The sequence below is a fragment of the Cerasibacillus terrae genome (genome assembly GCF_008039555.1).
Lineage (GTDB): Bacteria > Bacillota > Bacilli > Bacillales > Amphibacillaceae > Cerasibacillus > Cerasibacillus terrae.
In genome coordinates, this window is the sequence record NZ_VDUW01000005.1 from 126,558 (window position 1) to 141,912 (window position 15,355).

Sequence of the window (15,355 nt, forward strand, 5' to 3'; positions counted from 1 at the left end):
TTTTATTCCTTTGCTTATATTTTAGCCACTAATCCTTTAAATTCCTCATAATTTACCTTTACACCATCATCTAAATCAATTTCAATTTGCATATCTGCCATATGGTGGAGTTTTTCATCATATTCTTTTAGTTCTGCAATTTTCTTTTCAATTGATTTTAGTTCTTTTTTTGCATGACGTATTTCTGATGATGTTGCATCACTAGCAATCAATGAAAGTAAATCATTTCGTATAGTTTCATAACGTGTTTGCACGTCATGTAAATAATCTGTTCGAATCCGTGATAGTGTTGTTTTATCATAACGATGCATATAAATAAGACAATTAAATGCCTTTTCTTTTCCTGATGTGAACAACCAGTAAATCGGTCGTTTCTTGTATGTTTTGACATGATCCTTATAAAAGTTATTTAGGACATAACGTCGTATAGATTCTCTCGCTGTTTCATTTTTCTTCCGTCCAATCGCATCAGCAACAAAATTCAAATTTTCTTCTAATGTTTCATCTCCATAAGTAACACGAACAAAATCAATAAACCGTGTCACGATATCATCTTCAAAATACGCACCAGGTAAAATTGGTAAAATATTGTCCTTATCAGCTGGAAATGTTTTATAGCGTGATCCATCAAATTCCCCACCAGCATAAACAAGCCCTTCTTCATCTAAAGAATACCTACCAAAAGAACAACCAATTGCATACGAAATAAAACTTCTAATATCCCGTTCTAAATCTGCTTTACGAACTGTAACATCTTCCTCAGCGACCTCTGGTGTCAGCTCATCTTGTAAACCATAGATTTCTATGAATATACGGTTTAATTCTTCTTCATTTTTTTTCAATCGATAGAACTGATTTTCCGCAAAATCTGACCATTGTTTAAAAGATGACTTAATTGTAGAAGCCGGAAATTTTAGTAACGGGTGTTTTGAGAAATCCCAAGAAGTTTCAAAAGAATCCCAATCAAAAATAGATAATTTTATATTATCTTCCATCATTTCAACAATATCTCTTTCTTTATCCTTGTCAAAAATCAATGGTAAAGTTTCAATATCTCTTATTTGATAATTCAATGTAGGATTTATAAATTTTAATAGCTCATTTGTAACTTTACTAACTAAAAATGCCAATATATAAATCCTTTCATTAATATTTTTTATAAAAATTATTGGTCCAGCATCCCCAAATAAAGTTCCAGCTTCATTAACCCTAAAAGCTATTTTTGATGAAGAAATACGAGACCACGTAATACCACTTTTAAAATAATATTTTTTGTCCCTTAATCTAAAATTTTTAGAGTTTTCTTTAATTTTTTCTCCATTTTTTTCTAAATTAATAACGTACTCATTGTTTCCATAATACTTCTTATACTCTCCTCCTTTGTTAATCGGAAACCAAACATAATCTGCCATATCTGAAGGATATTTACATCTAAAATTAATTTTTTTCTGATTAACTTCAAACCAAATTCTTAAATGCAGAGAATCATTTCCTGTCATTATTCCCGATCTAACTTCATAAAAGTCCATAATACTTTTTTCTTCAAAATTATTTATGAATGCATTTCTTGCCCAATACGCAATCGGACTTCCAGGAATTTTGCTGAAATTTTCTTGATTAAATGAATAACGATAAGGAACAGATGGATCTTGTACAGCTTCTAATGTTTTAATTGGTTGATTAGCTGCCCCACGAAAATCTGCTAGACGTACATACTCTCCATCTGTGCCACTATTATAGTTTCTTAAAGTAAATGTACAGATTGGAACGGTTGCTCCATCAAATCCCGAGTATTCAAGTTGAACTAAGCTACTGATATTACGATCTTTAATCATTTTCCTTCGAAGTTTTTCATAAGAAGAAATAAACATCCATACATATGGTGTCATAAAGCCCATTTGTCCATTTTCTTTTGTCACACTAAAACTATACTCTATAAATGAAGAAAATAAATCTGATTTTACCTCAGGATAGTATTCATCTAAATAAGCTGTTACTTCTTTTGTTACATATCTTCTACCAGCATATGGTGGGTTTGTAACAAATACATCATACTTTTCATTCATGATTTTTGCTTGTTTTATTAGCTGTTTGAATAACGGTAAAATCCGATCTTTTTGTTCAACAGCAAATAAATCATCAGATTCTTTTTCAATGATAGATAAGCGTCGTTGTAAAAAGTCTAAATCAAGTGATTCTATTTTAATTAATGATCCAATAGCTTTCGCATCTTTAAATTGGTTTACAAACTCACTCATCAAATCATACGTTTCACCTAATGACTCGCCGGCTAAGAATGTGATATCATTTGTATTTAAATGACTTGTTTCTTGAATAGCTGATAAGTTTAAGGTTAAACCATCCCTCTCAATATGACGCAAAAATCGTTTGTTATATTCCAGTGCTTTCATAACAACAGAAAAGCAAGCCAGTTGGTAAGCACGATTATCAATATCTAATCCATATAAGTTGTTTTCTATAATTAACCTCGGAATGTCACGCTTAATATAACCACATTCACTATAAATCTCGAATAATACATCAAACATATATACCAGAATATGGCCACTTCCCATTGCAGGATCAAAACATTTAATGTCTTCTACATTTAATTGTCTATTCATATATGGTTCCAATTTCTTTTCAAAATTTTTTTCACGGGGTTCAAGATAGTACTCCCAATTTTTAATTAAATCATATTGTTCTGGATGCGCTTCAATCCAATAACGTCCTAATGAGTTTTGAACCATATAACGGACAATCCATTTTGGTGTAAATAACTGTGTAGCATAAGGAATTTCTTCTTTTTTATAACGCTTTTTTGCACGAATTACCCGTTCATTTTCAACAGCTATATAATACTGGTACATCCACCCAATGATTTCAACTTCTTTCCAGTCCTCTTCTAGAATCTGATCTGTATCAATCATTTCTCTAACAAATGAATCAGTTCCAAGTAAGCCTTCTGGAAAAAGGATAAGCATGTAGTCTTCAATGGTTTCAAACATAAATGGCATATAACGGTTTAAATCATTGCAATGAAGTGTAATTAAATATTTAAATAATTCCTCAGTATCATTATTCATTTTCAGTTCATATACGTATTCTTTATCGATATCTAAATCCAGTGAAAGTACTTCTTTTATCATATCAGGCACGTTGCTTTCTCCATCTTCAGATGACAGAACACGTACTTTTGTTGGTAAATAGTTATTTACCTCCATAAAACGAAGTGCAACAAACCGGTTAAACCATGTATAGGCAGTTTCTTCCATCACACGATTGAATCCAATTTCTTTTACACGTGCAATCAAGTTATCTCGTTGCTTTCGTTCGTCATCATAAAGCAGACGTCCATCAACATAGATGGCGTCTGAGCTTTCTAATGTAGCATCTTGAATACGGTCTTCTGAGATTCCGATTTTCCGCGCTTGTAATGCTACTTTTTCTAATAATTCTTCACGAGCTTTTATTGCAAATGTCTTGAGGACTGATTTATTCAATGATCTTCATCCTTTATTTAATAAATTCAATTTCTTTATTGGCTTTAATCATTTGTTTTAATTTATTGGACAATGTATTGACATATCTGTCCACATCTTCTTCCGTTTTTAATGTTGTAGCAGAAATCAAGTCAGATAATTTCACTGATTCTCTTTGAATGACTGGTTTTACTTCAGTTGATTCTACAATTTTTGCATCTTTTCTTTCTTTTTGTTCTAATTCCTTTTTACGTTGCCAATCTCTAATCTCGTTATTCATATCTTTAATGGCACGGAGTTTGTAATTATTACTTTGTGTAATGGCAGCATCGACTTTATAAATGTCTTTATAAACATCAATGTCAGCTAACAATTGTTTATAAAAAGAATGGACTCGCGCTTTTGTTTCTTTCGATACGCCATATTGATTTGCTTGTAAAGATGCTTCATCAAAATCAATTTGTACTTTTTCTTTCGTATCTCCTTTTTTCGTTTGTAATACGTGTTCTACTTCTTCCTCAAACACATGAATCAGTTCTGGAATATCTTTAATTTTCCCATACGGAATTGGATCGTAGATAATAGAAGTTAATTGATCCATTGCCTCTTCTACTTTATCTGTCTGAACATACGCTTTAATATCTTCATATTTTTCTAATGTTGCTAATCCGTTATCAAAGATGTCTTTCTTATTCGAATTAAAGAAATCCTTCACATACTGCACATCTTCCAACCAATCTCCTAAGGCATCTTCCAACTCTTCCATTCTCTTAAAGAAAGTTACATTATCAATTCCTCTATCAAACTGTGAAAAGTATTCGAGACCTTTATCCAATATACTCATCCCTGGATATTTCCGACCCTCATATCGACTTTTATAAGCAGTAATTTCTGCTTCCGTTGCATCAATTAGGGTGCGTATATCCTTAATGAGTCCATCTTCGTCTTCTGCTAGATCACGATTATCAAATAAATCTCGTACAATTCGCCGAACAGAGCGAATCAAGCTTTCATCCACTTTTTTACGGACGATAATTACTCCACGATCTGCTTCAATTGCTTTTGTAAAGACAGTCATTAATGTTTTAGCGTTTTCTGCTGGTTCTAGATATTCTGCATTGTAGCGAATACGAATATGTTGTTCTTTTAATAATTCAGCAATAATCTTAGCGATATCAAGCTCTCGCCAACCATAAGGTGCATGACCAAAACGGTCATATAATGTTTTTACACGAACCTGTTTATTAAATTCCTCCTGTAGACGAAGAAATTGATCAATTTCTTCTTTTGCTTTTTCATTTGGACTTTCTAGCGCCGTTCCATCCAACGTAATTTGTTCTTCATTTGCTGTTAAGTAAGCCTCTAAATCACCCTCCTGATGGGTAAATTCGTTTATATATGACAAATGATAGTAGATATTTTCAATTAACATTTTGAATGCTTCATTAATTTTTTCCTTTACGGTTGAGCCTTTAATATCGACTTGATTGCCGTTAATAAAGAATGTGGCTTCTTTTAATGCTTGTTCTAATAAATTTCTACCACGCCGACGACGATCTTTCATTTCTACTTGTTTGTTATTCAAGATGTTCTGAATATTTTCAGGAAGTTGTGTAATATTTCTGGAACGTCGGTATTCTTCAATTTTCAAAGCCTCTTCAATTTCCTCGATAAACGTCTCATCTCCACCAAGGCGAACAACAACTTCATTACTACCACTTGTTAACATCATCAATTCTTGTTCGGATTGATGGTATCTGCTCGATAATGGAGACAAGATATGAATACCGATGCTAGATGTTTGATTCCCATAATTCTTTTCATCCATCTTTTGATTAAATGGAAAATCATACATTTTCGAGTAACTGTATTTTTTTACATCATATAAATCTTGGAAGATGTATTGGGCCAATTCGCGTTTGACTAGTTCTTCTTCAACAGATAATGATTTTATTTCACGATTTACATCTTGCTCATCATCCGTTAAGAAAATATATTCTTCTCCGTTTTTTTGAATCAATGTCTGGTTGATTAATTTCCGTAATGATAGATTAATTTTTTCTTTTAATTGCAACTTATCTTCATCCACATGAGATACCATTAATGTTGCTATATTATCTATATTCGCCGGTATTTCTTTGACATACTTAATCATAAATAATACTTTTAATAAATCATTATTAAAACGGTCATCTGCTAGAGCTGGATTACGACCAGCATTTTCGATTACTCGTGAAACAACTGGTTGTAAAAATTCCTGTATCGTATCATAGAAGGCATGGAAAGGAATGAGTGTTCCCTCGTTTTCTTCCATATAACGCATACCTGCTTCACGATACGCAGAAAGCATGGATCGTTCACCTTCGGAAATATGTTTTTCGGATGCACTATGTTTTCTAATTTGTTCAAATACTTTTTGTAGCAACATAAACTGATACGGGATAAATGGATAAACATCAGCAAATTCTTTGGCGTCTTCAAATCCCCTTAAATCAGCTGTACAATCTCGAAAACTGATTAAGTTTTTCAGAATAGCACTTTTATCAGGATAGGAGGCTTTTAATCTCTCTCCTACATATTCTTTCTTGTCTAAGATTCTTTTTTGAATAACTTCATCAACAGAAACTGATGATAAAGATAGACGAGTATCAAAACGTCCTTGAATCCTAGAAAAGTCATCTCCTTTTACTCTAACAACCGTATCAATACTTTCTTGAGAAGTAACCATCACCCATGCTTGTCCTTGACAAAACGCACCTAGATTTTCTGTAACAGTTTGTAAATTTAACATGAGATCACGTCTATCACCAATATATTGTCCAATCTCATCAATTAAAAATACTAAGTGAAAATCGGGACCTTTACTATCTATGTATTCTTTAACTTCCTTGGCAAATCCTTCAATACTAATATCTACATTATGTATACCATGATTTAGTAGATTATCTACAGATTCCTCCGTCATATTAGTAGATTGAAGTAATGCCGGTTTAATAAAATGCCCATCAAACTTGAACACATTTCTTCGGCTTTCCCAAGGTTCGTTTGCTATTTTTTCAAATTCCTTTTTATATGCTTCTAAAAATCCTTGTTCATCCAAATACTTTTCCAGTTCAGCTACAGCTGGATTATGTCCATAATAACCACGATGATTATTAAATTCTTTTAGTAGTACACGTAAGATAGCATCTTCATTTGATTTATTTCCCATTTGATTCTTAGAATCGATATTAAATAAAATTGTTTCAGTAGGAACATCTGCGGTGCGTTTCATATTTGCATATACAATTGGATCTAATATCTTATCTTCGAAGAAATCAACTGGGTACTTATCCTTTACCTTTTCATTTTTTAATAAATAAGATAAAATTTTAAGAAAATGTGATTTACCAGATCCAAAGAACCCGGAAATCCAAACGCCAACTTTATCTGTTTTTCCATCAGTGCCCTTTAAATAGTTTTGGTAGAATTTAGAAAAGTGTTTATGTAACTCCCGTGTAACAACATATTCTTCTAATTCCTGATAGACATCATCCTCATTCGTTTGGTCTGCTTTAATGACACCACGAATATCCCGATCAATATCTTTATGAAACATATCTTTAATTATCATGGTTGTCTAACCTCCTATTTATGATCAACAAGTTGGAATGCTCGATAATAATTTTCATCTTTAAATTTACCGAATAGATTTAAAGATTGACCATCATATTCTCCCGGATAAAACATAATAACTGGAATACGATCTATTTTCTCTTGTAAGTTATTTAAAATCGTATGGGAACGTACAAATGGATAAATCTTTCCAACACCTGTAAGAAAAATAACATTGTGATTACCTATATTTTCCATTATATAATCCATAAAAATCTCAGGTATCGCAAAATCTGTTAAAGCTCCGAAGAGAAATTCATTTCCTTCTGTTTTTTCCATTTCAAATATTTGTTGATAAATTCGCTTTTCCTTAGCAACTTCTAATAAAATTTTATATAAATCAAATTCTATGATGTGACGATTATACATTTCATGACGAAATGTTCTTTTTAAAGACTTTATTTCATCACGAACAATTAATTCATGTTTTGGGTCGTAGTCAAAAATGTAAAAGCTTATCTCATTTCCTAATCCACGCCCTTGAATAAATGCATCATCTTGAATTTTTTCTCTAATTTTTTGGAGTCTGCTATTGATAGTCATTGCTGTTATTCTCCCATCGCTTGAACATATTGGATATCCCCTATTTGAATAAGATGATTTTTTACATCCCCATCCATTAAAAGGTGCCTTAATTCTCGACTTTTTAGGTCTTTTATCATTCCAACCTCAAGCAATACTTTCATGAAAGCTGACTTTAATCTAGCTTTTGTTGAATCTGCTAAATTTGCTATAAACTCTGATTGTTCTTCTTTCTCTACAAAGAACACGTTCACATCTTTTTTTTCTAATATAGTTTTATTATTTTGAAGTGGTTCCTTCACTACTTCATTCATAAAATCAAAAAATAAACAATCTGTTTTCATAATGGAGTAAAGATTAATTACCTTTCCCACTTCAATTGGTTCATCCACCATCATCGTCATCAAAGTATCATCTAATGAATTAACACGTTTTAAGAGATAAGGAAAGGATCTTTTTAAACTAGACATCTTATTATATTGAAAAATATTTTCCTCAAATACTTTTTTACGAACTTCTTCATCTGTCATTCCTTGTAATTTCAATTTACAAACCTGTCGCATTTCATACATCATAAAACCTGCTCCAGTTAGGACGGTTGAATATTTCAATTAAATCACCTTTCATGGACATTTTCTTCGCTAGTCTCTTCTATATATTTTATAGATGTTTTATGATATAAGCAATTCTATCCATTTAACAGGCAACACCTTACAAATGATGTATCTTTTGGCTGTTATCAAATAGTTCCTATCCCTACCTTTTTTAATAAAACATTTGTTAATTTTAATATAACAAATATGGTGTGCATATTTTTGAATATATTTGAAAAAATATGGTTCTAATACTCACGAATGAATCATCATCCCGTACTTCATTTTTCCTAATCTTATATTTCGAAATATACTTTTTTAGTTAATTGCTCCCCTAACGAAATTGACCCTTATTAAAATTACTCTCATAATCATTTGTATTGAAATCTTTTATAAAACGTGATATTCTTCTTTCTTTTTTATCACCGCAATATATAAATAATCCTTCTTTGGCTCTAGTACACGCAACATAAAAAATCTTTTTTTCGTCATTAATAATTTGTTTGCGATCTTTTTTATATTCAGGTCCTTCCCAATCCATACCTATATATTTTTTATTCAACTCATCTAACCTTGCTTTTAATGGATAATGAAATATATCAAAATGTATGATGAAGACATAATCAAACTCTAATCCTTTAATTTCGTAAGGAGAAGTGAAGAAAATGGGCTTTTTTCTTTTATTATAGTCAAAACGATATCCATATTTATTAACACCAATGACATCAAATTCTAAATCGAGTCTTCGTTTCAAATTATCTTCTTTGTTTAATTCTTTATCTGAATAACGATGAACAATCGCAATAGATTTTCCTGGATTGTCTCTGTGAATTCTCCTTATATTTCGAATGATTGTAGAAGCTAATCGGCTATTCGAGGTATAATAATTAATTTTCGGACGTGGCCCTTCCCTAAAGAAAACTTGATTGTCTTCCCTAACATTTTCCACATCATTAAATTTAATCTCACTCGCTAAATCCATAATCTGCTTTGTTGAACGGAAATTTCTTGTTAATCTCTGACTTGTTCGGGAATTAACCTTTAAATTCAATTCTTTGTAGGAAATAGGACTCCTTTTATAAATTCGTTGCTTTTCATCACCAACTAATGTAATTGTACCTTTCGTTAATCGGACTAAGCTTTTTATCTGCATCGGTTGTAAATCTTGGAATTCATCCACTAAAATATGATCGTACTTAAAGGATGCCCGTTTATTTTTACTAAGTTCATTCAATAAATGTAGCGCATAATCTTCCATATCCAATTGCGGTATGTAATAATTTCGTCGCATAAACTCATTATACCTTTCAAAGAGGTAAAATATTGTTGGACGCTGTCTCATACGGACACTTGGGCTATTTCCTCTACCTGTTCTTTCCTTTTCCATATATTTATTAAGTGTTACCAGTCCATTTGCTTTCATCCAGAAAAATTCTTCTTGGAGAAATTTTGCTGTATGCGTTTTAAATAATTTCTCCATATGTTTATATTTAGGTATTTTTTCCACTTGTGCTAGCACAGCATGAATTCTTGAAACAATATCAGCCTCATGTTTTTCAATTGATTGTTGGGTCATCGGGATTCTTTTAATATTTGAATACCCACAGTCTTTCATTAAAATTTTTCTAACCAAATCATGGTATGTCATAATATCTACATGATGCTTCTCAGATAACTCTAGATATGTTTGCGATTGGTTTAAACGCTTTCTTGTATCTTGTATTAGTGTTTGATTAAATGTCACATATAATATGCGTTGGGGGGAGTTTGCTTGTTCCATCATTTTTATTAAACGATATACTAGCATTAAACTTTTTCCACTTCCTGCAGAACCTCTAATAATCAATTGTTTTTCACTAGATTGGACAACCTGCTTCTGTTCCTTTGTTGGATTAATCCCCGGCAGTAATCCTTCTAATGAGAAGTAATTTTTCCATGTCTTAGCAAATCGTTTACTAAAATTCTCCAATTGCTTTTTTCTATCATCTAATAATATTGTCAATTGCGTATACTCCCTCTCTACAACTATTTAAGTGAGGACACATTTTACAATGATTTCCTGGTTCTGCTTTCACTTCATATCTAGTAATATTCTCCCTGAATTGTTTTAGTAGATCTTTTTCATGGTTCGAACTTTTTTTCCTATAATAGTTCCTTGCTTTTGTTCGGCGATTTTCGCGATACATACTCCGTAATATATGAATCCCCTTTAATGCTTTAGGGTAGGATATATTTTCAAATTCCTTATAATTCCTTAATTTAATTTTATATTCTACGTCAATTAAGTTTTCCTTTTTTGAATATGTCCATTGCGGGAATAGAGGATAAATGAGTTTCCTAAATTCTTCTCGTTCCTCATTAGAATAACCGAGTATTTTTCCTATTTTACTGAAAACAAATTGTTGATGGAACTCCGACTCATAAATTGGTTGCATCTCGAGAATTGTCGTTAAGAAAAACTTTTTAGAACAAAAATCATGGTTAAGCCAGTATAAATCCGGAATTTTACCTTTTAACCTATCCACATCTACATTAATCGTAATTGGGGAATTTCCCTCTATTTTCTTTATAGAAACACCTATAGAATCTGTAGGTTTATACTCCATAATAATATCTGTATACAAATCAGACAAAATATCCAAATAAACACTACGCATATCATCTTCATGAATATGATGAATCCAACTAAATGTTACAGGTCCTGGATAATGAGCTAAGGTATTATAGATTTGATATATTCCTAAATCTTCAAAGTTTTGAAAGACCATATAGTCAACCCATAATGCATGAAGCAGAATCGGTTGAATAAAACCATTAGTTATTCTAGCTAATTCTTTTAATTCACTATGACTAAAGAAATCAGACAGAGGTGTCTTATGTCTTTCTGGAAAATTTAATTGTGTTAAATTTGTTATATGTAATCGTTTATCTGTATTGTTCTGGATGATATATTCTTGTAATCTTGAAATGTCATACACTTCTGTTTTACCATTCACTTGACTACTAGCTAGTAAAAAGATTAAAGTAAATAATTCCTGAATCGCAAACTCCCATTGTTCAGGTAATTTTTCTTGAAATATCTTTTTCCAAATAGTTTTCTGTTCTGATTCATCCACTTCTTCGAGAAACTTTTCCCATCTTTTGAAATAATCATTTACTTGTATTGTTTCATATTCTTCTAATAGTATAGACTTACAAATTTTTTCTAGTCGGTCTACCAATTCAATTAATTGATGAATAGTCACGTCATATCTTTCTTGATGCAAGAATGAAAATGTTCGAAATGGATTTAACATATATCGTTTCATGTAGTTTTTACCAAAGTCTTTCGCATTTTCTCGGTCAAATGTTTTACTTACAAATTCTAGCTCTTGTAATCGTTCTAATCTATCTCTCACATCTGAAATTGTTTTAACTCCATACATATAGTTTCTTAAATCAATCAAATAAGATAAAGCATCTAATCCAGAAACTTGATTTGTTTTTACCCATGCCGAAGTAATGAGTTCTACAATGACATCATAAGTAGCAAATATCATGTCATTTTCTTTTTTACAAAACTGTAGGTAATATAAGAATTTCCCAGTTGAATTTTCATATAAATGGGACATATTATGATTAATAATGCGATTAATTTCATTCGGCCTAACCGCAATAATATTGTCCCTGCTCCTTTTCTGATAATGATAAAAATCAGCAGGAGAGGAAAATTCCATTATTTGAATATCTTGTCGATCTCTTATCATTTCACGTTCAGGTGTATTTTCATTAAATAATGCAAAGCGATTTCCCTTCATATTATGTTCATGAACCAATGAATCGCAATTGTTTAAATTCTGCCTTGATGCAACTTGATATACCTTCTGCCAATAACTGAATGTATGTGGATATTGTTTATTATATGGAACGCGAAATTCAATGGTAAATCCCTTGTTTTTTAACCAATGAATGAATGTCATACGGAAAAAATTCAAATATTCAATTTCATATAAATAAATGATTTGTAATTGTGTATGTTCACAAAGTATGAACGAAATTTCTTCTTTTGATAATTTATCTTGTTTAAAGTGATACTCTTTTACCAAATCCTCGGTCAATAAATAATTGATAAGTTGAATTACTTCATTTTTCCTAGAATCATGAAAGTCGACTGAAATCTGATCCACTTTGAATTCTGCACAAATATAAAATGTCCTAACAATTGAAGTTAAACGATTCAATAAATATTGCTGATGTTTATAATTACCAGTCATGATTTCCTCTCGCAACTTCGATTGTAAATAAATTTCTGTTTTTGCTGAATGAAATAGCGGAAATGTCCTTTGATTTATGTCATCAATACTATTTATTTGGAAATGATAAATATCCTTTATACGGTGCGCCATAGAACCTGTACCAAATATATGTATTTCTTCTTCTATATTATCTTGTGTGCTAAGCACATCTTTTAAAGAACAGTATGTTTTTATATTAAATAAGTGCTTTGTCTCTCTGTTCTGTATAACCTTTTGCAATTAAATCACCCCAATTCCTTATTTGATGGTTATTCGTATGTGTAGGAGAGTCAATAAAAACTTTCTCCTTTGCGCGTGTTAAAGCAACATATAAAAGTCTTGCTTCTTCTCCGATATTCTCTGTTTTTTCTTCCCTTAGCAATTGTTGATAATGATCATTTACATATGTTTTTCCTTTTTCAATAAATGTTCGATATCCTATTTTATTTCCGTTAATCAATATTTCTGTCTTTGTAAAGTTATGAAATAATCGATCTGTTCGTGGAATAAACACATGATCAAATTCTAAACCTTTGGCCTTATGTACCGTCATAATGGTTAATCGTTTTTTATCCTTAGACATTAACTTAATTTCGGATAATGATTTATCAGTGTGCATTTTTAAACGTAATATTTTTTCTAAATTATATAAGGTTGGTACTGTGTTAGCTAATTCCGTTTTCAATACATAAATTAAATAGTTCAGATTTGAATCGTATTCTTGTTGAATAATTTGTGCTTTATCCAATAGATATTGTTTTTTATCTTCTTGATACAAGGTAATCCGATCAGCGATATATCTTTCTGCATAAACTTTTGCTGGGTTGATTTCTTGAATGATATCATGAATAATCTCAAATAATCCTTTATGCAGAAAATCTTGCTCATATTTTTCTAACTTTTGATCCATATTTTTAAATACACGATTTATTATTGTTCGGTCCGGTGAAAACTCTTCCAACATTTTTGCTACTTCAATTGTACGATCACCATATGACGACAAATGCAATAAATAACGATTTCTCCATAATGATGGATGTGTAAAACGCATGATGAGTTGATAAAACTCTCTGACAGGAACAGAACGATAAAATTGACCATCTTGTTCAGAAGTGAAAAATATCCTTTTTTCTTCACAAAGTGTGGATAATTCATTTACTTCTTTATTCGAACGAACTAAAATGGCTGTATCTGTATCTTCTATTTCCCTTAAAAATTCAGTTAATTTAACTTTTGTTGAAAATGTTTTATTTATTATCATTGGTTCTTCATTAATGCTTTCTTTTTCTACTCCTGGTAATAAATAATCCTTTTCTGTATACTTAAACGTTCGCAAAGCTCTTGGCCAAGTAGAAAATAGTTCATTAAAGTTACTCAATAATTCCTTATTTGAGCGATAATTTAGTTGCAAATGATAATGTCGATCAACTGAAATATGCGTACTTAACTGATCAAATGCCGTGTAATCAGCTCCTCTAAAACGATAAATACTTTGTTTTACATCACCAACTACAAACAAATTTAAAGGATAATGATTTGCTAAGTATGAAAAAAACTTTGTTTGTTGTCTATCCGTATCTTGAAATTCGTCAATAAAGATATATCGATAAGGAATATTAAGTTCATTACTACCAGTCACTAAATCATCTAGCTTTGCAATTAAATCATGGACATCCATGTACTCCAGTTTCTCTTTGAATTCTGATAAACGTTGTAATGACTCTTTAACAACGTATTCATATAAAACATGGGAATTATCGTCATCCTCACCGAAATCCAATTGTTGAACTTTATTTATAGGGATAGAATAATTATTTATTTGTTCAATAATTGCTTCTACAGCCTGCACAATTTTATACTGCTCTATATATTTGAACCTACTAAATTCTTGTGGGTTTATTTCATGGAAGTTATTGATTACATCCTCAATAATCTTCTTTCTTTCAAAATTAAATTGTGAGATTGGAAGATTAATTCGATCAAATAAATGTTCTTGATTTATCTTTAAAATTTCATGCCCAAATGAGTGAATTGTTCCGATAAACATCTGCTTTAATTCACGCAACCACCTTAAATACGTAAAATCATTTGTAAAATAAAAATATGCCTTAAGTTTATCAACCAGTTTTTCCTTCATATTAATTGCAGCTTTATTTGTAAAAGTTATTAATGCTAAATTGGCTAAGGACATATCAGGAAATTTATACTTTAGAAAGATGATACGATTGATCATAATTGTCGTTTTACCAGTACCAGCACCAGCGGACACACTAATATTTTGCTCCACTAGCGCATGTTCAACTAAATACTGTTCCTTATTAAATCGGACATTTGGAGTGTATTCTTCTAGGATATGTAAAATACCTTCTGTAACTTCACCGTTATAAAAAGAAAAATCATCCTTCAAAGCTTCATTAAATACCATTTCATATATAAATAAAAATTGTTTATCCACAGCCTTTTTTATCAAAGCATCTTCTAATAACGGATTAATTGGATCATATGTAAAAAAATAGGTCTTTACACCATTTTTTATTAAGGTTATAAGCTCTTGTAGAGTTTCTTCATTGATATCTCTTTGAAATTTTAAACATGAATAATTCTGCATAGGATTCTCCCCTAATTCTTTAATAACCAATTTTATCTATAGAAAATTAACTTCCAACTTTAAAGCGCTTTCCTTTTAGAAATAAATGTAAATAGTTCTTTATCCATAGCATACCACTTTTCGTTCAGAACTAGCATTCGGTATGCATAAATTTGTACACAAGCGAGCGAATATCTTGACAATCGGATGAACTTACGCAATAGGGTTATTAACTATCCCAGC

At 31.0% G+C, this 15,355-nt stretch carries 7 protein-coding genes; all 7 read right to left on the reverse strand.

Annotation, left to right across the window (positions count from 1 at the left end):
• Window positions 1-14: 14 nt before the first annotated feature.
• A complete protein-coding gene (gene pglX / locus FHP05_RS09085) occupies window positions 15-3,503 on the reverse strand; it encodes a BREX-1 system adenine-specific DNA-methyltransferase PglX (RefSeq protein WP_147667281.1) in 3,489 nt (1,162 codons plus the stop codon).
• Window positions 3,504-3,516: 13 nt separating this feature from the next.
• Complete coding sequence (gene brxC, locus FHP05_RS09090; protein ID WP_147667282.1) at window positions 3,517-7,095, reverse strand: BREX system P-loop protein BrxC; 3,579 nt, start codon at window positions 7,093-7,095, stop codon at window positions 3,517-3,519.
• 14 nt (window positions 7,096-7,109) lie between these two features.
• Complete coding sequence (locus tag FHP05_RS09095) at window positions 7,110-7,679, reverse strand: DUF1788 domain-containing protein (protein WP_147667284.1); 570 nt, start codon at window positions 7,677-7,679, stop codon at window positions 7,110-7,112.
• A gap of 5 nt (window positions 7,680-7,684) precedes the next feature.
• A complete protein-coding gene (locus tag FHP05_RS09100; protein WP_269144279.1) occupies window positions 7,685-8,269 on the reverse strand; it encodes a DUF1819 family protein in 585 nt (194 codons plus the stop codon).
• Window positions 8,270-8,585: 316 nt separating this feature from the next.
• Entirely contained in the window at window positions 8,586-10,253 is a 1,668-nt protein-coding gene (locus FHP05_RS09105) for a UvrD-helicase domain-containing protein (protein ID WP_191126308.1), read from the reverse strand.
• Complete coding sequence (locus FHP05_RS09110; RefSeq protein ID WP_147667290.1) at window positions 10,234-12,765, reverse strand: hypothetical protein; 2,532 nt, start codon at window positions 12,763-12,765, stop codon at window positions 10,234-10,236. Before FHP05_RS09110 ends, FHP05_RS09105 begins: the two co-directional genes overlap by 20 nt.
• Window positions 12,722-15,133, reverse strand: coding sequence for a UvrD-helicase domain-containing protein (locus FHP05_RS09115; RefSeq protein WP_147667292.1), 2,412 nt, complete (start codon window positions 15,131-15,133; stop codon window positions 12,722-12,724). The genes FHP05_RS09110 and FHP05_RS09115 overlap by 44 nt, the downstream gene beginning before the upstream one ends.
• Window positions 15,134-15,355 lie beyond the last annotated feature (222 nt).